The sequence below is a fragment of the Prochlorococcus marinus str. MIT 9211 genome, from assembly GCF_000018585.1.
Lineage (GTDB): Bacteria > Cyanobacteriota > Cyanobacteriia > PCC-6307 > Cyanobiaceae > Prochlorococcus_D > Prochlorococcus_D marinus_B.
In genome coordinates this window covers 1132870-1154000 of the sequence record NC_009976.1, presented here as the reverse complement: position 1 = coordinate 1154000, position 21131 = coordinate 1132870, and the positions used below count along the sequence as shown (strand labels likewise).

Sequence of the window (21131 nt, the reverse complement as noted above, 5' to 3'; positions counted from 1 at the left end):
ATAAACCTATTAATTTAATGGTGCTACTGGAGTAGGGGTTGGTTGAGGGTAATTCATGTCATTGTTATTCTGAGAAACTCCTCGCAAAGTAAGATTAATTCTACCTCTATTATCAATTTCTCTAACTCTTACTGTGACCTCATCGCCGACTTTTACTACATCCTCAACTTTCTCTACTCTAGCTTCTGATAATTGAGAGATATGTATCATTCCTTCTTTGCCAGGAAGAATTTCAACAAATGCTCCTATTGGGATAATGCGAGTTATTGAACCTGTAAAGATCTCTCCTTCATGTACTTTTCTGGTTAACCCTTCAATAATCTTCTGGGCTTCTTCCGCTGCGACACCATCATGAGAAGCAATGGTAACTATTCCTCCATCTTCAATATCTATCTTTGTATTTGTTCTTTCAGTTATCCCTTTAATAGTTCTACCACCAGGACCAATAACAGTACCAATAAGCTCTGGATCAATTCTGAAGCTTAGAAGTCTAGGTGCATGAGGAGAAAGTGTTTCTCTAGGCTTGTCAATAGTCTCATTCATTTTTTCAAGGATATGTGTCCTTGCAGGCTTGGCTTGATTTATGGCATCTGCAATTGTTTTTACTTCTAACCCAGTTACTTTCATATCCATTTGAAGAGCAGTAATTCCTTTTTCTGTCCCAGCGACTTTGAAGTCCATATCACCAAGGAAGTCTTCAATCCCTTGAATATCTGTGAGTATCCTTATTTCTTTACCTTCTTTAATTAGACCCATTGCTGCTCCACTTACAGGAGCTTTCAATGGAACGCCTGCATCTAAAAGGGCAATAGTACTTCCACAAACTGAACCCATAGAAGTTGAACCATTGGAACTGAGTACTTCGCTAACCACCCTCAGGACATAAGGGAAAGACTCTTTTGGAGGTAATACTGGTATAAGAGCTCTTTCTGCTAATGCCCCATGGCCAACTTCTCTTCGGCCTGGGGTCCTCATTGGTCGTGTCTCCCCAACTGAATAAGGTGGAAAGTTGTAATGATGAATATAGGTTTTATCAGAGCTAGGGTTTAGATCATCCATCTCTTGAGCATCACTTGGTGTACCTAATGTTGCTGTTGATAGCACTTGGGTAAGACCTCTTTGAAATAGTCCTGAACCATGAACTCTTTTTGGAAGAATGCCAGCGGCAGCTTCGATTTTTCTTACTTCGTCTAAAGCCCTACCGTCCACACGCTTACCATCTTTAATTATTTGCTCCCTCATAAGTTTCTTAGTGAGGGATTTAAAGCTGGTGGTAAGTAGTTTTGGGTTTGAGGAAATAGCTTTCTTTACAGCATTGTCTTCTTTTAAAGAATCTATTTTCTCACCTAAGTTAGTTTTGATTTCTTCAAGTTTTAAATCTCGTTCTTTTTTTGTGAGTTCAAACTTTTTGAGTAATTCACCTATTGGCTTTCTGCCATTCTTGTCTAAATAATTAGGCAGTGTTTCATCGATCTCTTGTTCATCTGGCTTTTTGTGATCTATTCCAGATTCTTTGAGAATCGATTGCTGAGCTTTAATTAATTCTGTGACTGCTTCATACCCAAAATCTACCGCTTCAATAACGTCTTGTTCGGAAAGTTGATTGGCCCCTGCTTCTATCATCACTACTCCATCTGGAGTTCCAGCAACTACTAGATCAAGATCGCCACGCTCTATTTCCCTAAAGCTTGGGTTTAAAACAAAGTCATCTCCAAGCAAGCCAACTCTTACTGCAGCCATTGGTCCGTAAAACGGTATCTCTGCAAGCAGAGTGGCCATTGATGAAGCGGTTACAGCAAGTACGTCACTAGGGACTCTTTCATCTAATGAAAGACAAGTCGCAACAACTTGAATATCGTCTCTCATCCAACTTGGGAAAAGAGGCCTTAATGGGCGATCAATTAGTCGTGAAATTAAAGTAGCTCTCTCTGGAGGCCTCCCCTCCCGCCTCATAAAGCTGCCAGGTATTCTTCCGGCTGCATAAAGTCTTTCTTCGTAATCACAGATTAGTGGAAGGAAGTCGGCGCCTTCTCGACCTGGAGACTGAGTTGCTGTAACTAAGACTGCGGTATCACCGCATTCAATAAGTACTGAACCACCAGCTTGTGGAGCATATCGTCCTGTAGTTAGCCGTATTTCCCGACCATCAAAGGAGACCGTTGTTGTCTGACCTTGCACGTTTGCTTATGTCTTTTTATCTTTTAACATTCTTGCACTTGATAGGTACTTATTTAGTAGAAAACTTCATTTGCTCGTCTTTCTAAATTGTTGTATAGGTTCTCCTTTTGCTCAAGATCCCTTTGATAGATTGGCTTCTTGGTTTATTAGGCGCTGATTTTTTTTTGGTGTTAATTTCTTGAGTTTTGTTTTTACCAGCTTGATTTAACAACTCCTGGTAATTCACCTTTATGAGCTCTTTCACGAAGTTGATTTCTGCACAGGCCAAAATCGCGATATACACCTCTTGGCTTGCCAGTTGCCCAACAACGATTTCTCATCCTTGAAGGTGCACTATTCCTTGGTAGAGCTTGAATCTTTCTATGAATCTCAAGCCGCTCCATAGGATCTTTTGCAGAATTAAACTCATCTAATAGTTTTTTCCTCTTAGTTGCATAGCGCTCAACGAGTTTCTTTCGCTTGACGTCGCGGGCAATCATCGATTTCTTTGCCATGAAATAGGAGTTGATCTGCAATTTCTTTAGAGACTTTACTCCTTTGGGTTGTTTAAAGCGAGCAGAATGTCTAACTAGTGATTACTTGCTAATTGTTGAAGTATTGATAATTGACTTGTATCGCGAATAATAAGCACAATGCTTAGTCCTATTAGAAGAAGAAAGCCTGATTGCATAAAAGCGAGTTGAATTTTTTCTGGAACTGGCTTTCCTCTTACCGCCTCTATAAGAATTAATGCAAATTGACCTCCATCAAGGACCGGCAAGGGTAAGGAATTTAAAACGGCAAGATTTATTGAAACTAGAGAAGCAAAAAATATTAATCCAGATACCCCTTGCCCTGACATTTGGGCCCCTAATTCAACAATTTTAACTGGTCCGCTAATTTGCTTTGATGTTGAGGCGAAATCTGTAAACAGTCCTTGATACCCTTTAACAGTTCGAATTAATAAATCTGTAAATTGAGAATTAGAATGAACAATAATTTCTAATATTCCCTTTGCAGGCCTTGAAGAAACAACAGTATTTTGTTGTAATTGTGCACCTACTCTGCCGTTGCCAAAATAATCTGAAGGAGTGATGGTGATAGTAAAGTTACCTTTACTATTTGCTTTATCAAGTTCTATTGATTTACCTGGAGAAGCTTTAATTTTGTCAACTAAAGATTGAACAGCTTCTTGGCCTGAACCTAGTTTGATGCCGTCAATGCTTAAGACTTTATCGCCTATTTCTAGGCCTGCTTGGTAAGCAGCTTCTTGATCTTGTACTCCAATAATAAGAACACCAGGATCAGGCTGATTTGGCAGGCCTATAAAAGTTGCTTGGCTAAATAATGCAATCCATGCAACTAATAGATTGGCAATAACACCAGCTGAAATAACCAATAATCTTTGATAAATTGGCCTATTACTTAATAGATCAGGATCGTCTAGAGAAATCTTTTCTTTTTCATTGTCATCATCAGGAAAGGATACAAACCCTCCTAAAGGGAATGCTCTTATTGAGTAAGTGACACCTTTAAATTCTTTTTCTAAAAGTGCAGGACCAAAGCCAATTGAAAATCCACTGACTCGAATGCCTTGCAATGTGGCTGCAAGAAAATGCCCTGCTTCATGGAAAAAAATTAGAAGCGCTAAGACGGCAATGGAAGCAATCACATTAAAAAAAGTCATAGTATTTATTTGGCTTCGGGTTGAATCTTATTTTTGCCAAAATATGGTACGAGTGCATCTGGGATACTGACTGTCCCATCCAGGTTTTGGCCATTTTCTAATATTGCAGCCATTGTTCTTCCTATCGCAAGACCACTAGCGTTAAGAGTATGGACCAGTCGACTTTTTTTGCCTTCTTTTGTTCTAATTGAAGATCTTCTTGCTTGGAAATCATTACAGATACTAGAGCTTGAGATTTCCCTGTAAGCATTGGCTCCTGGGAGCCAAACTTCTAAGTCATATGTTCGTGATGCTGAGAATCCAAGATCTCCCGTGCATAGCTCTAGGACTCGATAAGGTAGTTCTAAAGCTTGAAGAATAGACTCTGCGTCTTTTGTTATTTGTTCATGAGCAGCTGGTGATTTCTCAGGATGTACAAACCAAAAGAGCTCGACTTTATTGAATTGATGAAGTCTTATTAACCCTCTTGTATCTCTACCATAACTACCAGCTTCTCTTCTGAAACAAGGGGTGTAAGCAACGTATTTAATTGGTAATTCTTCAGATGGAATTATTTCACCTCTATGTAATGAAGTTAGAGGAACTTCAGCAGTTGGAGTGAGCCAGAGATCATCTTCAGCACATCTAAAGCTTTCCTCAGAGAATTTTGGTAATTGTCCAGATGCAGTCAGGCTGGCTGTATTTACTAAAACCGGCGGAAGAACTTCTAAATATCCTTTTTTTGAATGCATATCTAGCATGAAATTAATCAATGCCCTTTCAAGGCGGGCCCCTTGATTTAATAGAGTGACAAATCTACTTTTAGCTATTTTTACTGACCTTTGAGTATCTAAAAGTTGAAGCTCTTCTGCAATTTCCCAATGTTCTTTATAGGCTTTACTTTCTAAAGGTTCGCCCCAAGAACGAACTTCTACATTGTCCGTTTCGTTTTTACCTATAGGACACTCTTTGTCAGGAATATTTGGTAAATGAAGAATTTCTTCAGTAATTTTTTCTGAGATAGCCTTCTCAAGCTCTTCTAATTCATTAACTTTCTTTTTGACCGTATTACCACTGCTGCGAAGTAATTCTATTTCTGGAGAACTTGGGTCAAGACCACTTCTGATTTTTTGACCAACTTCTTTCCCTATCTCATTACCTTCAGCCTGAAGAAGATTCCTTTGTTGCTCTATTTGCTTTAGCTTTTCAATATCTAGCTGTAAATCTCCAAGATCAACTTGTATTCCCCGAGTTTGTAAGCCCTCGATAATTAGTTTGGGATTTTCCCTGATAAGGCGCTGGTCAAGCACTATTTTTTTAACCAAGCTTAATTGATGCTGGCCTAGCTCGGCCACTAGATGCCCATTCTTTTAGAAAGTCAAGTTGTTCTTTCGCGGTTCTTGATAAAGGTACAAGCTGTGATGCTGCAAGAATTAGATCCGTTTCCTCTAATTCTCTCCTTTCTGCGAAAGCAAGATGCATAGCTTCAATAACGGTTTGCTCAAGCTCTGCACCTGAAAAGCCATCTGTGCGACTAACAATTGACTGAAGTGGTATTTCCAAGTCAGGTCGTCTTTGGTTCAAATGTAAGTTGAGAATGCTTAGGCGCTCTTGTGTGGTTGGTAGGTCAAGTAAAAATATCTCATCAAATCTTCCTTTTCTTAATAGTTCTCCTGGTAATCGATCAACACCATTTGCTGTAGCAACTACAAAAACGGCAGAAGTCTTTTCTGCCATCCATGTAAGAACATTTGCTAAAACTCGCTGACTTGTTCCTCCATCGCTTCTTGCATCACCTCCAAAACCCTTATCAATCTCATCAATCCATAAAACACATGGTGCCATTGCTTCTGCTCGTCGGATAGTCTCTCTTGTTCTTGCTTCACTTGCACCAACTAAACCAGCAAATAGACGGCCTACATCAAGGCGAAGGAGGGGCATTGACCAGCTATGAGCAATTGCCTTTGCGGTTAAAGATTTTCCTGTTCCTTGAGGTCCTATTAAAAGCACTCCGCGTGGCAAAGGTAGTCCGAAATTACGTGCTTCATCCGAAAAAGCTGCATGACGTTGGTTAAGCCAGTTTTTTAATGCATCTAGCCCCCCAATGTCTGATGGTGTTGCTGAAGTTTCGCAGTATTCAAGTACTTCACTTCTAGCAATAGCCTGACGCTTTTCTGCTAAAACTTCTTCTAGATCTTCCCTACTTAATTTTCCTCTTTGGGCAAGTGCTCTGGCAGCGACTTGACGTACTCTTATTTCGCTTAAGCCGCTACAGGCGTGGGTTAATTCTTCTAGGACATCCTCAGACAGTAGAGATTCACTTGCTTGGGCTATGTTTCTAAGAAGCCTTTTTAATTCATTTTCTTTAGGTAAAGGGAGGTCTAATATTGTCATTGACTCTTCCAAATCATTAGGTGGATTCCAATCTCCTGCAGTTAGCACAAGAGTATGTTTTGTGCTTCTTAAATCAGCAGATAAGTTTCTTAGCATTCTTGATACACCAGCATCTTCTGCAAATCGATGGAAGTCTTTAGCAAGAAGAATTGTTGGTGATGCAGTGTCGAGATTTTTTAACCATTGCAATACTTCCATAGGCTGTCTTGCACCTAAACCCTTTGAATTAAGTACTCCTCTTAAACCTTCTATATAATCCCAAGTTGCTAGGCGTCTCGAATTGAGTCTTTTTGTTGCTTCGACTAATAAAGACTCAACTCTTTCTTCTTCTCCACTTCGAACAAAAATTAATGGAGTTTTAGATTTAATCAATAAATCAAAATGGTCATTCCAGTTCTGCATAAATCAAATAGCTATCATATATATCAAATTATTTAATAATTAACACTAAAAAAATACGCTTTATAAATCTGAATAGGAGCTTGATATTCATAGGCTATTTGTTGCTTTTTGGCTCAAATGGAAGTCTTTCTGTGTCAGCCGTAATATCTATTGTGGCTTCTTTTGCAGACTGCTTTGATTGCTGCTTCAGTTGTTCTTCAAGGATTTTTTGTAGATTATCAGGTAAAGCTTCTTGACTAAGTAAAAATGTTTGAATTGCCTGGAAGATATTTGCAATCACCATGTAAAGGAGTACTCCAGCAGGCAGGGGGAAGAACAGAAACATACCAGTAATCATTACTGGTGTAATTTTTTGTGCTGTAGCTTGTTGTGGATTAGGTGGCATCCCTCTGCCTGAAAGAACTTGAGAAATAACAAGAGTTACCCCAAACCCTCCTACAAGAATTGCTATATCCCAGTTAATTGACCCATCTACATAGAAACCTACATTGCCTAGAGCTTTTATGAAAAGGAATCCGCTTTTTGCAGCTAAACCAGGGATTTTCCCTTCAATAGTTGCATCTCCTGGGTAACGGGCAGTTATAGTTCCTTCTTTGGAAACTTTTACAAGATCATCCCCTTTGGTCACTCGCCAAGTTGGTGTAAATTTAGATCCATCTTTGAAACGAGAAAGCATATTGCTATAGCCTTCTCCACTAGGGGTTTGAAGTTTAATATCTACAGACTCGCCAGCTGCTATTTTTGTTCCTCCAGGTATTGAGGCAATAACAGGGAAATGGTCTTTTTCTGTAATAAATATTGAGTGCTTAGGACTTGTAAAAGGTTTTGGCTCAATTGTGGCTATTTGCTCTGGTGGAAGAACCTTTACATTCACTAGATAGGGAACATCTGCGAAAGGTGAACCCCTTAAGGTTGCAAAAAGGGCAAAAAGTATTGGCATTTGAACCAATAATGGAAGACATCCAGCTAGAGGGCTTCCAAACTCACCCATTAATTTTCCTAGCTCTTCTTGTTGCTTTTGTGGATTATTAGCGTAACGAGTTTTAATTTCTGCCTGACGTTTTTGCATTACTGGCTGCGCTATTTTCATCCTTCTTGCGCTCCTTATGGATCCAGCACTTAAGGGGAATAGGGCTAAGCGGATCACAATTGTTAGAGCCACTATTGCGAGACCATAGCTTGGTACTAATCCATAGAAAAAATCCAGGATCGGGATAAGCAGATTGTCAGAGATGTACCCGATCACGATGTCTTAATGAGGATGAAGGAAAGCTGATGGTGCTTTTAAATAAAAGATAATAAGTTCTTTCTGGATTTTTGGCTGATTTTTTAGAGTTAAAACCCTTTTATCTTATCTGAGGGAGATTTTGAACTGGTTTGATCAATTCGCTCTTGAATATAATCTGACACTTCTCTGAAGTTTGGGATAGACCTCATTTCTAGTTTCTCGCCGTCTTTTGTTACCACAACCATATCTCCATATGTACCAAGTCCCCTAGGAATAGATCTTACTTGACTTATTTGTGAATAGACCACTTGGGTTTTGTCTCTTCCAAACCAACCTCCTGTTACAGAAATACGTTTATTAGTTACTTTGAATCTAAGCCAAAGTGCTCTTACTAAAGCTCCGAAAGTGAAAGGGAGACCAATGATAGTAAGGCCTGCTAACAGATTGAAGACAAGATCTTCTTTGGCAGGAGGACCTTCGAAAAAAACTTTTTCTGAAGAATTAATCATTGAAAATTCTGGCTTTGCTAATTAGGGTATCCATTTCTTTTAGCAACTCTTTTGGATCTTTGTTCAAGGAGCTAGGCCTTAAGCTAAATAGAAGCCACAAATTTTGATTGGTAGGAATATTTGCAAGCTTAGCCTTCAAGTAATCATGCAGCATCCGTCTTAATTGATTGCGAACAACAGCTCTCTTGCTAACTTTATTACTTATTGAAATTGCACATCTAGTTGAATTAATAAATTTCGAATCAGATAATTTGGATTTAATTAGCCTTGAATTAGCTTTCGCTACCTTAAGTAGCATTGATGAACTGTTATACCTCAGACCAGTTTTGTGAAGATAGTCAAATGATTTATAACCCTTTATTCGCATAGATTTTGGTAAGACCATTCTGTTTAATATTATAAGGCAGTTTCTAAATGGATTGATTTAATTCCTCTAAGCTAATTAGACGGCCAATTGAGACCTGCCTTTTTTCCTTCTTGCTCTAATAACTCTCCTGCCTGTATGTGTTCTCATTCTTACTCGAAAGCCTGAGACTCGTTTCCTCTTTCGACTTGTTCCACCAAGAGTTCTTTTTGTCATTTGAGTGAGATCCTTTTCAGGAATTAATTATTGTCTTGTTTAAGTAATTTACCAGTTCAATCGACGTCAAAGGTCCAGGTACCAACATAACTAGATATAGGCATCGCTCCAGGCGATTGGGCATAGGCATGAAATTGAAACATTCCAGACTTCCTAGGGTTCCAGACTTTCATAACCACGGCATAAGTTTTGGAGTCAACAGGAATAGGCTGAGCTGGGTAGACTTCAACAGATGTTTGGTTTTCAGAAACTTCAAAATCTGCAGGTATCTCTTTTACACACCTTGTTTTCTCTTGCCAGCCTCCTATTTTGGCTTGACATAGACTAAGCTTTTCAGGCTTTATTTTTGCCTCAAAGTAGTCAGGAATCTTTATTGAGAGCTTTAAAATTCCTGTCTTTCGTTCCGATGATCTTAGGAAAAAATAATAAATTGCTCTATCTAATCTTTCGTCTGAACTTTGATAGGACCTTAGCTTTTTGAAGTTTGGGTCAGGATCCCATTGAAATTCAATCATTCCTGGGCCAGCTAAAGAAGCTTTTTTAGTTACTTCTTCTAGTCCTAGGAAGGCACTAATCATTAATGAAGAGATAATGACTCCTTTGAATAATTTCTGAATGTGCTTTTTGAGATGAATCATTTTAAAGAATTAATTGGATGAGTGATTAATGAGTTTGGTATTTAAGTTGATTAATTGTCGTCTAAAACTTTTTAGATTTTAGAAGTTTGTTCAAGCAATATAACTGTCATTGAAAAGCTCATCTGTCTGGTCGCAGCATATTGGCTTTACCTAAGTAAGTATGTTGAGGCGTTTGTTCATCTGGCATCCATACATGAGCAAGAATTCTAATGCAATTTTTTAGATCTCCTTTGACATACATTTGTTGACAATCAAGTAAGGCGACTTTTTCCCACCCTGGCTGTTTCCTTGCTATTGAAGCAGGGAAGCATGCATCTAGGTCTTTAGTTGCTGAGAAGGTTATAGAAACAACTTGAGTAACCTCAAGACTATTTCGTTCAACCAACTCGCAAACTAGCTCAGTAACAGCTTCCGAAATGGCTTTAGGCGAGTTGCTTAAGCTTGTTGTGGCTCCTCTCACAGCTTGCAGTTTCATTTCTTGCTTATTGAGGGTGGTTTTTATGGTCGGAAGAGCCAAAGGATTTGACCTGAATTTGAAAGCTCCATAGTTACTTGTTCTACAAGATTTCTGAGAATATTTCCTCCTGGAAGTAATCCTAATAACTTCTTTTTGGGACGACCAAGAGTAATTGGTTGTAACTTCTCATCAAGGTCTGCAAGCTTTGCAGCCAAAAGCTTTGCATGATTCTCATCTCCTAATTCATCTACTAGGCCAAGCTCTCTGGCTTGAGTTCCTGTAAATACCCTGCCATCTGCAAAGCCACGTACCACTTCTTCACTTAGACCTCTCCCTTTCGCAACTGCTTCTACAAATTGGCCATAACTACTGTCTATAAGTGATTGAAGTAGTTCTCTCTCTTCTTTAGAGAGGGCCCTGTCAGGTGAAAGAATGTCTTTATAAAGACCACTTTTGACGGTCTCAAATTTAATACCTATTTTTTCGAGAAGCTTTGAGAGGTTATTGCCACGAAGTATTACTCCGATAGAGCCAGTTATAGTTCCTGGGTTCGCGACAATTTTTTCTGCAGCTACGCCAACATATACTCCTCCAGAAGCAGATATGTTTCCAAAGCTTGCCACTACATGACACCCGCTTTCTCTAAGTCTGAGAAGAGCTGCATGAATCTCTTGACTATCACCGACAGTCCCTCCTGGACTATCAATTCTCACAAGTAAAGCAGGGAACTCTCTTTCCTCAACTTGCTTCACTGCTTTAAGGAAAAGCTTCCTTGTATCACCATTGATTGCTCCATCAATAATGATTCTTGCCATTCTTTTTTTGGATTTACGACGCCAAGGCCAGATCATTGAATTAGTGCAGGTTTCATTGGATCTTAAAAAGAAGCCACCAGGCTGAGGTCATGTTTGAAATGTTGAATTGGTTATTAATGATTCTTCCCTTTGCATTATGGGGAACAGCGATGGCTGCTATGGCCCCCTTGGTTCAATCAGGTGGCCCTGAAATTGTTGCTTTTTTAAGGCTCATGCCTGCGGGCTTTGCAGTAATTTTAACCTTATTAATCTTAAAGAGACCTTTAACAATTGCCAAGGGAGACTTGGCATGGTTCGTAGTTTTTACTTTGATTGATGGAACAGTCTTTCAGTTTTTGCTTGCAAGAGGTCTACTGGAAACAGGCGCAGGCTTGGGCTCTGTATTTATTGACTCACAACCCTTAATTGTGGCAATTCTTGCTAGAAGCCTTTTTGGTGATGCAATCAACCCAGTTGGGTGGTCAGGGTTAATGCTTGGCTTGGGAGGAATCATTTGCTTAGGAGTCTCTCCAGAATTTATTAGTCAGTGGTTATTAATGGGAGATGTGGTTTCTGAAGGGAGCCTTTTTAGCCATGGTCAAGGTTGGATGCTTGGAGCAGCGATAGCTATGGCATTGGGAACTGTTTTAATTCGATTTACATGTAAAGAAAGTGATCCGGTCGCTGTAACAGGTTGGCACATGCTTCTAGGAAGTGTTCCTTTATTGACTTGGCATATTTTTGATAAAAGTTGGCCTTTGTGGCCTGATTGGTCAATTGTGCAATGGTCCTTTATGGGCTATGCAAGTCTTTTTGGAGGTGCTTTAGCTTATGGATTGTTTTTTTGGTTTGCTAATAAAAAAGAACTTACAAGTTTCACTACCCTTGCCTTCTTGACTCCTGTATTTGCTCTTATCTCAGGAGGTATTTGGCTTGGAGAAAGGCTACTTTTTTTGCAATGGATTGGGGCTGGATTGGTTCTTATTTCTGTTTTCTTAGTAAGTCAAAGGAATCGTCTATGGGAGTCTTTGGATAATTTTCAAGAGGACTTCAAAGGAGGTATATCTAAGTGACAGTTAAAGCATTAAAGCTTTTATTAGTAAGCACTCCGATTGGTTTTTTAGGTAGTGGTCAAGGGGGTGGTGTTGAATTGACTTTGATCTCTTTAGTTAAAGGTCTTTTAGAACTTGGGCATGAAGTTGTTTTAATTGCTCCAAATGGTTCAGAACTTCCAAAAGAATGCGAAGGCGTTGAAATTAGATATGTTTCAGGATTTGATCAACCAAGTTGGCAACATCAAGATTATGGTTCTCCAGTAATCATTCCAGCTAACGGAGTACTTCCAATGCTTTGGGAAAAGGCACTTGATGTTGGGAAAGAAGATTTTGATGCGATTTTGAATTTTGGCTATGACTGGTTGCCTTTATGGCTAACACCTCATGTTGAGCCAAGATTATTTCATTTGATAAGTATGGGAGCTGTTTCAAAAGTGATTAAGGATCAGATAATGAAACTATCTAAGACACAACATTCTCGACTTGCTTTTCATACTCATGTTCAGGCTTCAGATTATGAATTGAGTGATACTCCAACAGTTGTAGGCAATGGCTTTGATCTTAATCAATATAAATTCCAGTCAAAGTCTGATGGACCTTTAGGTTGGGCTGGAAGAGTTGCTCCTGAAAAAGGATTAGAAGATGCAGTGGCTGTAGCGGCTCATTTTGATGACACTTTGTTGGTATGGGGACTGATTGAAGATGAAAATTATGCCAGAACAATTGAAGAATCTTACCCGCCTGGAACAATTGATTGGAGAGGCTTCCTTAAAACAAATGAGTTTCAGGACCAACTTGGTAAGTGTAGGGCTTTAATTAATACTCCAAAATGGAATGAAGCTTATGGAAATGTTGTTGTAGAGGCTTTGGCTTGTGGTGTTCCAGTGGTTGCCTATAAACGAGGCGGCCCAGGTGAATTAATCCAATCCGGCAGTACAGGCTGGTTAGTCGCTCCTGATGATTTGGATGCCTTAATCTCTGCCACATATCGAGTAAATGAAATTGATCGACTTAAGTGTAGAAATTGGGCTATAGACTCAGCTTCTTCCAAAGGATTTGCTAAACGAATCACCTCTTGGGTCCAGAAAGATATTATGGAATAATCCATAAATTTAGTTTAAATCCATAGAGAGATTCAGTGACGCTATTGATCAATAGAGCTAAATATCAAAGATGCCTTTGTTTAATACTTTTTTTAGGTGTTTTGATTTTTTGCTGGCAACTAGGTGCAACGGGCTTGGTTGATGAAACACCGCCACTTTTTGCAGCGGCAAGTCGTGCAATGAGTAGAACTGGAGACTGGCTAACCCCAAGAGTTAATGGATTACCTCGATTTGATAAGCCCCCTCTTGTCTATTGGCTTATGGGTATCTTTTATTCAGTGCCAGGGCAAAACATTTGGGACCCTTTAGGGACGTGGTCCGCTCGGCTCCCTTCTGCTCTCTCATCTTTAGTAATGATGTTGATGCTTGGGGATACATTATTGAGATGGCCACCTAAGGGTATTGTTTCACCTAGAAGAGCTGCTGTAGTTGCGGCTTTGGCTTTTGCGCTCTCTCCTTTAGTACTTATTTGGAGTCGAATTGCTGTTAGTGATGCCCTTCTATGTTCAACATTAGGAATAAGTTTAATTCTTAGTTGGCGATGTTATGCCAATCCAGAAAACAATCAATGGTACTGGTCTTGGATATTTCTAGGACTTGCTGTCCTTACTAAAGGCCCTGTGGCAATTGTGCTAACGGCAATGACATTTATTTGTTTTTCTATTATACAACGAGACTATTTAATATTTTTTAAGAGGGTTAAACCTATTAGAGGAATCTTTCTGAGCTTATCAATAAGTATTCCTTGGTACTTAATGGAATTAATTAAAGAAGGAAAACCTTTTTGGGATAGTTTCTTTGGATATCATAATTTTCAGAGATTAACCTCAGTTGTTAATAGTCATTCTCAGCCTTGGTGGTTTTTCTTGCTGATTTTGGTTCTTTCCTCTTTACCATTTACACCTTTTTTAATTCTTGGACTTGGAGAAGTAATATCTTCTTCTTTGAAGGATAAGAATCAGATGTTGAACCCTCCAAGCCAGTCTCTTTTGAATTTTTCTGCAAGTTGGTTGATTTCTGTTTTATTACTATTTACTTTCGCTGCTACTAAGTTGCCTAGCTATTGGCTTCCAGCAACACCAGCAGCAGCAATTGTCATAGGAATATCGACACATAATATTGAATCTAAAAGTGGTCGATATAAATTATCACTTGCTTTTACATCAGCAATTTCATTTACATTAGCCTTAATTATATTCACTTCTAGCTTATGGATTTATTCTATAAATGACCCTGAGATACCAAACTTCTCTCAAGAATTTATTTACAACAGATTATATTTAAAAGGGTCTATATGTTTTGCAATATCAGCCCTTATATGTTTTATCTTGCTTGTCAAGAATACTCCAAATAAAATCTTTTTAAGCCAAGTACCGCTGATTTTTTTCCAGTTATTATTTATGCTCCCTATGTGGAATATTAGCGATAGACTTCGTCAGTTACCTTTAAGGCAAGTGTCTACTTTATTGGTTTCTTCTCAGAACAATGATGAGCCAATAGCAATGGTTGGTATTAACAAGCCATCGTTACATTTCTATACTGATAGGGTTATTCTTTTTGAAGCAAATGATGCTGAGGGTCTTGTTAACTTAGCTGATAGATTAAAATTAGAAGTTAGGCAAGGTTGGAAAGGATCATCTCTTTCCTCTGTAAATGGATCAAGGACTGTTCTGGTAGTAATAGATGACCAAACAAGTAAGTATCGGCATTGGAGAGGCTTGAACCCGGAGATAATTGGTAAATACAGTATTTATAATATTTGGAGATTAGACAGAAATAAGCTAGAGCAACGAGCTATTTCTTTAATTGATGGAGGGCAATCGCCAGACTGGCAACTCCCAAAGCCGGAGAGGATTTAAGATTTGAATCTTGTAAAAAACTTTTTCCAAACCTACTAATTTATAAGCCAACAAACGAAACAATCAAATCTTCCTCTTATGATTGACCTCCTGAATAAACTCCAAGAGGCTTTTTGCCAGTCTTTTCCGATCAGCGCGGGAAAGGAAGATCTTGTTTTTGTCTGCGGCAAAAACAATAGACACTTAAATCTAAAGGAAAGATTAAGAGGTAACCCTATCACGTAGAAGTTTTTTTTTCAATGCTGCCCAACGGGGGGCTTATGGGGGCTATCTGTTCTTATTGAAGAAAAAAAACTTTTGTAGTCCCTAGCTACCTGGAGGAGGGCTGAAAAAACCTTTTGCACCTAGAAACCAACCCATTATCAAGATTGGCCCTATCCCAAAGGTAAGCAATATTATTTTTTGGGTTAATGGGCTTTGCTCTTTTTCTTTTTTAAGTTTTGTCATTTTCTTTACGGTGCTTTTGCGTTTTTCTGTGGTTAATAAGCGAGGAACTAGTACCTAGTAACGATTTTATATTGATAGCTAAGGTTTTGATCTGGGACTTTTGGCAAAAGAACTTTTTCTTTTTTTTTATCTTAACTCCTCTTCTAAAGCGACTGAAGTACTATTCGCAATGACATATCTACCTGTGTAAAAAATTAAATGCCAGATATTTCTATCAGCAATTTAAGACTCTCTATTGTTTTGCCAACTTTTAGAGAGAGGGAAAATATACCTCAAATTGTTGAGCAATTATTTAAGTTAGGAAGTTATTATGAACTAGAGATTCTTATCATAGATGATGATTCCCGTGATGGTACTTTCGACTTTGTTAAAAATCTCTCTATAGAGGATCATCGCGTAAGGATAATTAGACGGGTCGGTCGCTCTGGACTGGCTAGTGCAATTAAAGAAGGCTTTTTAAATGCAACTGGTGATATTGTTGCTTTGATGGATGCTGATGGCCAACATCAACCAGTAGATGTTTTTAAAGCAATTGATTATTTAATTTCCAATAACTATGACTTAGTAATTGGGAGTAGATTTTTAGAGAGAGCAAATATTCTTGGATTAAGCCAAAGAAGGGTAGGTGGATCTTCTATGGCAAACTATGTTGCTAAATTAAGCTTACCTAAAAATTATAATCATATAACTGATTATATGAGTGGATGCTTTGTTTTAAGGTTAAATAAATGCTTGCCAATTATATACAAAGTAGATGTTAATGGCTTTAAATTTTTGTATGAGTTTTTAGCTTTAACTAAAGGAAGGCTATGGGTTGGAGAGGTGCCATTAAGTTTTCAGCCTAGATTACATGGGACTTCAAAATTAGATATATCTATTGTATGGGATTTTATGATCTCACTTTTGCATACTTTGTCTTGCAGAATCCTTCCTAGACGGGCAATAAGCTTTGCAATTGTTGGTTTGACTGGTGTTGGTGTTCAGTTGGTTGCAACTAATATAATGATGAGATTTTTTCTTTTAACCTTTAAAGAAGCACTTCCAATAGCTGTAATAAGTGCGGCAACCTCAAATTATCTAATTAACAATGCATTGACTTTCAGGTCAAAAAGGCTAGCTGGCATAAGTTTATTAAAAGGACTTCTTAAGTTCCTTTTAGTTGCATCTTTCCCAGTAATAGCAAATGTTGGACTTGCCACAGCGTTTTATAACATTGTGTCTGAGAATGAGACTTGGGCACAGCTTGCTGGCATCTCAATAGTATTTATCTGGAATTATGTTGCTTCTTCAAGGTTTGTCTGGAATACTCCTTAAAGCAAAATAAAGCTATCAATAACTTTAAGGTTATTTTTATGAAAAATAGTATATTTCCAACATTCGTACTAATTGATTAGATTTTTTATAGGAATTATATAAGTAAAATTAGGTGGCTTAGGGCATGATTCGGATACATGCGCATTGCAAAGTAAGTCATTTAAATTCTTTTTTGTAGTTCCTTCTGGAAGAGTGGCGTAAGTCTCAGCCCAATTTAGACTACCAACTATAAAACTTGCGCCTTCTTTAAACCACAGCTCAATATTATTTTTATTGATGCTGCTTGCTGATACTAACCATCCTTGCCTTCTGCCTAGATTTAATAAAGTAGGGTCATGGTTGGTAACACTTACAATTCTTTCATTTAAAGGTACATTGTTCCTAATTTCTAACGCAAGAGGTAGCCATATCTTCGTCTGACGTTTTTCTAATAAATAATAATCAAATGCTAAAATATTAATACTTATCAAACCAATAAATATTAATGTAATCCTAAGTACTTTTCTGTGTAACTTTTCTTTCTTAATTGCATGAATTAATACTTGGACTCCTTGACCCATAAATGGGCAGCTAAATATTAATAATGGAAGTTGATAATATTCATGTATGCTGCTCGACCTGATTGAGATTAATAATGTTAAAAGTATTCCTATAATGCCTGAGATTAGGATTTTGCCACCATACCCTTTGTAAGTAGTCCTTATTCCAATAAAAAGAAGAGGTAAACCAAGTATTGCAAAGCATCTAATACTTGTCCTTAATATAAGGTTACCCCACATTTGAGTGTTAAATAACATACTAAAACTACTTCTATCAGAGTCTTCCCAAAAACCAAAACTAAGGCCACTTAATTTTCCTATTTCGTAAGCATGGGAATACCATAAATATAAAATTAATAATGCACCAAGCATATAAATATAAATGATTTGAGAAGATGCCAATCTTTTTGTTAAGCCTATAAAGCTATTCTTTTGATCACGCTCTTTTCTTGCTAAAATTATAGTAGTAATTAAAGGCAAACCCAGCCAAACCAAAGGTAGGACTTTTATTAGACATGCTAAAACAAATGCAGCCCAGCTAATTAGTAAATTTGTATATTTATAAGATCTTATTGATTCAATTAACCTTTCTAGGCTTAATGCTGATAATAGAAGTAATAGGGACTCAGCTTGAAATGCTCGTCCATAATAAACACTCATTGGCAGTATTGAAAATAATATTCCACCCCACCAACCAGCTTCTTTATTAATTAAAAGCTCACCAATTCTAATTATTAACAAAATAGTTAGTAGGCTAAATATTACTGAAAAACTTCTTCCTATCCATTCATGGATACCAAATAATTTGTAGAGTTGAGCAGTTAAATATGGGAATATAGGGAACTCTGATTCTACAAACCCTTCTCCATTGCCAGCCCAATCTATTTGCGGAAGCCATATAGGAGTATTATTTAAATAAAAGTGTCTAGCCATTGCAGCTGTATCAGCTTGCCGCCAACTATGCACTCCTACAATTGGCGAATTTAGTAGAATAGTTCTTAATATGAAACCAATTAATAAAGGCAATGCAATAAATCTTGGATATTGATTAAATTTAAGTTTCCGCATTCTCTGGGAGGATATATTTTAATATATTCAATTTTCTATTATAAAACGAATTCCCTTTATTTTCGCATCCTTCGTTCAAGTTAAAATTATGATTTTGAATTGTGAATCAAATGCACAAAAGCCAATCAATTAATTTCATGTCAAAAATTATACTAACTTGACTCTACACAGTTTGACATTCGGAAATGGCACTAATTGGGTTTACATGATGCTTCGGTTTTAACATCACAACTTCCCATAACGGAACACCTCGACAACCAAGTTATAGCAATACGCATGCACTTTCAGGACATTATTTCTTCCCTCAACTCCTTTTGGAGCAAACAAGGTTGTTTGCTTTTGCAGCCTTATGACACTGAAAAGGGAGCAGGTACGATGAGCCCACATACTTTTTTGAGAGCTATTGGCCCAGAGCCCTGGGCTGTGGCTTATCCGGAGCCTTGTCGCAGACCAACTGATGGAAGATATGGTGATAACCCTAATCGAGCTCAGCATTATTTTCAGTATCAAGTATTGATAAAACCATCCTTTGATGGGATTCAGGAAACATACCTTTCATCCTTGGAAATCATTGGCATTGATCCAAAGGATCATGATATTCGTTTCGTTGAAGACAATTGGGAGTCTCCAACCTTAGGTGCCTGGGGAGTTGGATGGGAAGTATGGCTTGATGGAATGGAAGTGACTCAATTCACTTATTTCCAGCAGTGTGGAGGCTTGGATTGCAAGCCTGTATCTATTGAGATCACCTATGGCTTGGAAAGATTAGCAATGTATCTTCAAAATGTAGATTGCATTTGGGATCTCAGTTGGAATCAAACTTATAAATATGGAGATATTTGGCTTGATTTAGAAAAAAGTAATTGTAAATATAATTTTGAGTTCTCTAATCCCAAAAGATTAAAAGAGCTTTTTGAGATTTATGAGGGTGAGGCCTCGGATCTCGTTCTAAATAAACTCCCAGGACCTGCTTTAGATTTTGTGCTGAAATGTAGCCATACATTTAACCTTTTAGAAGCAAGAGGTGTTATTTCAGTTACTGAAAGGACCTCAACGATTGGAAGAATTCGCAATTTAGCGCGTAAAGTTGCTGAATTATGGCTAGAGGAGAGGCAAGCCCTTGGATTTCCCCTCCTCGAGGGCGATGCGAAGGAATAACAGGCCGTCAATACTGACATTGAATGTATTAAATTTTACACTTAGACGTACTTTTTTGTGGTGTTTGGTTGTATCATCTGATTACCCATATTTTATATGGGCACAGTGTGAGGAACCCAATGAAATTATTCCAGCAATTGCTGGTTTTCCCTGCTGCTTTGGGATTGGTTGCGCCTTTGGCTGCAAATGCAGCTGAAGTCAATATGACTGATGTTTCTAAGTATGCGGCGAAAACAGCTAAAAGCATCAAAGCTCCTTCTAGTGCTCAATTCTCAGACATCGTTCCTGGGGACTGGGCCTATACATCTCTTAAAAACCTAAGCGCTAGCTACGGTTGTGTAGATAATGCCTACACTCAAAACCTTAATTCAGGTCTTGCTTTAACTCGTTATGAAGCTGCTGCATTAGTAAATGCATGCCTTGATAACGGTCTGGTTGCAAGTGGTGAAGGTCTTTCTTCTGATGCTTCTCTTCTTGCCGATGAGTTTGGCGTTGAGATGGCAATTCTCAAAGGCCGTGTTGATGGACTTGAGTACAAGCTTAATGAGCTTAGTGCTGGTCAGTTCTCATCAACTACTAAGTTGGACGGAACGGTAGCTTTCGTTGTAGGTGCTGTTGACTATGAAAACAGTGCTGATACAGCAGTTGATCATGGCGACAAGCTTACTGGTACTTACAGCTACAAGCTTGACTTGAACACCAGCTTCAATGGTAATGACCGCTTGCATGCAAGCATCATGACCGGAAACATGGATGGAAATAATCCATGGGGCGATAAAGATGGTGGTACTTACCTAGCTGTCGCTAACGACAACGAGCAAGTTCTTGAGATAGACAAGCTCTGGTATGAGTGGACCAAGGATGACCTTAAATTCTGGGCCGGTCCAAAGATCGAGAGCAACCAGATGTTGGCATCTTCTCCATCTATCTATAAGCCTGTTCAGAAGCAATTTGCCTTCGGCGGTAATACTGCTGCTTATGCTTCAAGCACAACAACAGGTTTTGGTGTCGCTTGGACACAGCCAACTGAGGCTGATAGAAAGTGGACAGTTAGTGCTAACTACGCCTCTATTGGTGGTGACGATGCTACCAAGGGTATCCTTACCGATGAGCAAACTAAGTTCCTGACTCAGGTTACTTACGGTGGTCAGAGATGGCAGATCGCTGCTGCTGTTGCTCGCCATGGTTGCGCAGGCCAGGATGCAAACAGCTCTTGTCACGCATGGTCTGACCTCTATGCAACTGCTGCAGGCGACAATGCAACTGGAGAAGGCGAGATGGCCTATTCATTGCGCTATTACTGGAAGCCAGTAGAAACAGGTGCAATGCCTTCTATTCAGCTCGGTATGGATTACCGTGAGCTAGATGATGCAGCTGACACAGAAGTTCAGAGTACTGCTGCTTGGATGGCTGGTCTTACTTGGGATGATGCTTGGATCGATGGCAACAGAGCTGGAATCGCTTTTGGTTCTCGTGAGCATGCTACCGATTATGCAGGTTCCGGTGACGACGAAGCTGATGACAACCTAGTTTGGGAAGCCTATTACGATTACCAGTTGACTGATGGAATCACCATCACTCCAGCTCTATTCGGTGGCTCTCATGTCTATGACGGTTCTGACGATGACATCTTTGGTGCTCTAGTTCAGACTGTATTTAAGTTCTGATTTCTTCAAGAAAACATTACTTAAAGAAAAGGGTGCCTATACAGGCACCCTTTTTTATTGAATGCCCAAGGTTCAACTTGAACGACTAATTCGTAT

The 21131-nt window shown here is 38.6% G+C and carries 20 protein-coding genes; 6 read left to right on the top strand and 14 right to left on the bottom strand.

Annotation, left to right across the window (positions count from 1 at the left end; genetic code table 11):
- Positions 1 to 9: 9 nt before the first annotated feature.
- The 12 genes from P9211_RS06205 to sppA form a co-directional block, all read right to left on the bottom strand.
- Positions 10 to 2178 (bottom strand): polyribonucleotide nucleotidyltransferase, encoded by a 2169-nt coding sequence (locus P9211_RS06205; protein ID WP_012195830.1) that lies wholly within the window; start codon positions 2176 to 2178, stop codon positions 10 to 12.
- A gap of 191 nt (positions 2179 to 2369) precedes the next feature.
- Complete coding sequence (gene rpsN, locus P9211_RS06200) at positions 2370 to 2672, bottom strand: 30S ribosomal protein S14 (RefSeq protein WP_012195829.1); 303 nt, start codon at positions 2670 to 2672, stop codon at positions 2370 to 2372.
- Positions 2673 to 2746: 74 nt separating this feature from the next.
- The gene (rseP, locus tag P9211_RS06195; protein ID WP_012195828.1) at positions 2747 to 3844 is read right to left on the bottom strand and encodes an RIP metalloprotease RseP; all 1098 of its coding nucleotides are present in this window, start codon (positions 3842 to 3844) and stop codon (positions 2747 to 2749) included.
- Positions 3845 to 3849: 5 nt separating this feature from the next.
- Positions 3850 to 5133 carry a serine--tRNA ligase gene (gene serS, locus P9211_RS06190; protein WP_041391567.1) on the bottom strand — a complete coding sequence of 428 codons (1284 nt, stop codon included), beginning with the start codon at positions 5131 to 5133 and terminating at the stop codon, positions 3850 to 3852.
- 7 nt (positions 5134 to 5140) lie between these two features.
- The gene (locus tag P9211_RS06185; RefSeq protein WP_012195826.1) at positions 5141 to 6619 is read right to left on the bottom strand and encodes an AAA family ATPase; all 1479 of its coding nucleotides are present in this window, start codon (positions 6617 to 6619) and stop codon (positions 5141 to 5143) included.
- Between the two features lie 94 nt (positions 6620 to 6713).
- Positions 6714 to 7865 carry a membrane protein insertase YidC gene (yidC, locus tag P9211_RS06180; RefSeq protein WP_012195825.1) on the bottom strand — a complete coding sequence of 384 codons (1152 nt, stop codon included), beginning with the start codon at positions 7863 to 7865 and terminating at the stop codon, positions 6714 to 6716.
- An 89-nt stretch (positions 7866 to 7954) separates the two neighbouring features.
- Positions 7955 to 8356 carry a PH domain-containing protein gene (locus P9211_RS06175; protein ID WP_012195824.1) on the bottom strand — a complete coding sequence of 134 codons (402 nt, stop codon included), beginning with the start codon at positions 8354 to 8356 and terminating at the stop codon, positions 7955 to 7957.
- On the bottom strand, positions 8349 to 8741 hold the full coding sequence (locus P9211_RS06170) for a ribonuclease P protein component (protein WP_012195823.1): 393 nt from the start codon (positions 8739 to 8741) through the stop codon (positions 8349 to 8351). Before P9211_RS06170 ends, P9211_RS06175 begins: the two co-directional genes overlap by 8 nt.
- Before the next feature lie 57 nt (positions 8742 to 8798).
- Positions 8799 to 8936 (bottom strand): 50S ribosomal protein L34, encoded by a 138-nt coding sequence (gene rpmH, locus P9211_RS06165; RefSeq protein WP_012195822.1) that lies wholly within the window; start codon positions 8934 to 8936, stop codon positions 8799 to 8801.
- Between the two features lie 56 nt (positions 8937 to 8992).
- Positions 8993 to 9574, bottom strand: a complete 582-nt coding sequence (locus P9211_RS06160; RefSeq protein WP_012195821.1) for a DUF2808 domain-containing protein — start codon at positions 9572 to 9574, stop codon at positions 8993 to 8995.
- A 118-nt stretch (positions 9575 to 9692) separates the two neighbouring features.
- Positions 9693 to 10049, bottom strand: a complete 357-nt coding sequence (aroH, locus tag P9211_RS06155) for a chorismate mutase (protein WP_012195820.1) — start codon at positions 10047 to 10049, stop codon at positions 9693 to 9695.
- Positions 10050 to 10072: 23 nt separating this feature from the next.
- Positions 10073 to 10882 (bottom strand): signal peptide peptidase SppA, encoded by an 810-nt coding sequence (gene sppA / locus P9211_RS06150; protein ID WP_012195819.1) that lies wholly within the window; start codon positions 10880 to 10882, stop codon positions 10073 to 10075.
- 53 nt (positions 10883 to 10935) lie between these two features.
- On the opposite strand from sppA, the gene P9211_RS06145 reads away from it, so the two are divergent.
- From P9211_RS06145 to P9211_RS06135, 3 genes are read left to right on the top strand one after another with little or no spacing between them, the layout of a single operon-like run.
- A complete protein-coding gene (locus P9211_RS06145; protein WP_041391157.1) occupies positions 10936 to 11898 on the top strand; it encodes a DMT family transporter in 963 nt (320 codons plus the stop codon).
- Positions 11895 to 12983, top strand: a complete 1089-nt coding sequence (locus P9211_RS06140; protein ID WP_012195817.1) for a glycosyltransferase family 4 protein — start codon at positions 11895 to 11897, stop codon at positions 12981 to 12983. The genes P9211_RS06145 and P9211_RS06140 overlap by 4 nt, the downstream gene beginning before the upstream one ends.
- 44 nt (positions 12984 to 13027) lie before the next feature.
- A complete protein-coding gene (locus P9211_RS06135) occupies positions 13028 to 14842 on the top strand; it encodes an ArnT family glycosyltransferase (RefSeq protein ID WP_012195816.1) in 1815 nt (604 codons plus the stop codon).
- Between the two features lie 306 nt (positions 14843 to 15148).
- Here P9211_RS06135 and P9211_RS09775 read toward each other — a convergent pair whose 3' ends face one another.
- Entirely contained in the window at positions 15149 to 15289 is a 141-nt protein-coding gene (locus P9211_RS09775) for a hypothetical protein (protein WP_012195815.1), read from the bottom strand.
- 198 nt (positions 15290 to 15487) lie between these two features.
- Between P9211_RS09775 and P9211_RS06130 the strand changes: the two genes are divergently transcribed.
- Entirely contained in the window at positions 15488 to 16603 is a 1116-nt protein-coding gene (locus P9211_RS06130; RefSeq protein ID WP_012195814.1) for a glycosyltransferase, read from the top strand.
- A 68-nt stretch (positions 16604 to 16671) separates the two neighbouring features.
- On the opposite strand, the gene P9211_RS06125 is transcribed toward P9211_RS06130, so the two are convergent.
- Positions 16672 to 18210 (bottom strand): ArnT family glycosyltransferase, encoded by a 1539-nt coding sequence (locus P9211_RS06125; protein WP_012195813.1) that lies wholly within the window; start codon positions 18208 to 18210, stop codon positions 16672 to 16674.
- 276 nt (positions 18211 to 18486) lie between these two features.
- Between P9211_RS06125 and glyQ the strand changes: the two genes are divergently transcribed.
- Entirely contained in the window at positions 18487 to 19368 is an 882-nt protein-coding gene (glyQ, locus tag P9211_RS06120) for a glycine--tRNA ligase subunit alpha (RefSeq protein WP_012195812.1), read from the top strand.
- A 119-nt stretch (positions 19369 to 19487) separates the two neighbouring features.
- Positions 19488 to 21035, top strand: coding sequence for an iron uptake porin (locus tag P9211_RS06115; RefSeq protein WP_012195811.1), 1548 nt, complete (start codon positions 19488 to 19490; stop codon positions 21033 to 21035).
- Positions 21036 to 21131: the final 96 nt, after the last annotated feature.

Excerpts from the sequence above, each read along its gene's own strand:
- rpsN (WP_012195829.1), bottom strand. The coding sequence starts at position 2,672 with ATGGCAAAGAAATCGATGATTGCCCGCGACGTCAAGCGAAAGAAACTC.
- rseP (WP_012195828.1), bottom strand. The coding sequence starts at position 3,844 with ATGACTTTTTTTAATGTGATTGCTTCCATTGCCGTCTTAGCGCTTCTA.
- P9211_RS06185 (WP_012195826.1), bottom strand. The coding sequence starts at position 6,619 with ATGCAGAACTGGAATGACCATTTTGATTTATTGATTAAATCTAAAACT.
- P9211_RS06175 (WP_012195824.1), bottom strand. The coding sequence starts at position 8,356 with ATGATTAATTCTTCAGAAAAAGTTTTTTTCGAAGGTCCTCCTGCCAAA.
- P9211_RS06170 (WP_012195823.1), bottom strand. The coding sequence starts at position 8,741 with ATGGTCTTACCAAAATCTATGCGAATAAAGGGTTATAAATCATTTGAC.
- rpmH (WP_012195822.1), bottom strand. The coding sequence starts at position 8,936 with ATGACAAAAAGAACTCTTGGTGGAACAAGTCGAAAGAGGAAACGAGTC.
- P9211_RS06160 (WP_012195821.1), bottom strand. The coding sequence starts at position 9,574 with ATGATTCATCTCAAAAAGCACATTCAGAAATTATTCAAAGGAGTCATT.
- aroH (WP_012195820.1), bottom strand. The coding sequence starts at position 10,049 with ATGAAACTGCAAGCTGTGAGAGGAGCCACAACAAGCTTAAGCAACTCG.
- sppA (WP_012195819.1), bottom strand. The coding sequence starts at position 10,882 with ATGATCTGGCCTTGGCGTCGTAAATCCAAAAAAAGAATGGCAAGAATC.
- P9211_RS06145 (WP_041391157.1), top strand. The coding sequence starts at position 10,936 with ATGTTTGAAATGTTGAATTGGTTATTAATGATTCTTCCCTTTGCATTA.
- P9211_RS09775 (WP_012195815.1), bottom strand. The coding sequence starts at position 15,289 with ATGACAAAACTTAAAAAAGAAAAAGAGCAAAGCCCATTAACCCAAAAA.
- P9211_RS06130 (WP_012195814.1), top strand. The coding sequence starts at position 15,488 with ATGCCAGATATTTCTATCAGCAATTTAAGACTCTCTATTGTTTTGCCA.
- P9211_RS06125 (WP_012195813.1), bottom strand. The coding sequence starts at position 18,210 with ATGCGGAAACTTAAATTTAATCAATATCCAAGATTTATTGCATTGCCT.
- glyQ (WP_012195812.1), top strand. The coding sequence starts at position 18,487 with ATGCACTTTCAGGACATTATTTCTTCCCTCAACTCCTTTTGGAGCAAA.
- P9211_RS06115 (WP_012195811.1), top strand. The coding sequence starts at position 19,488 with ATGAAATTATTCCAGCAATTGCTGGTTTTCCCTGCTGCTTTGGGATTG.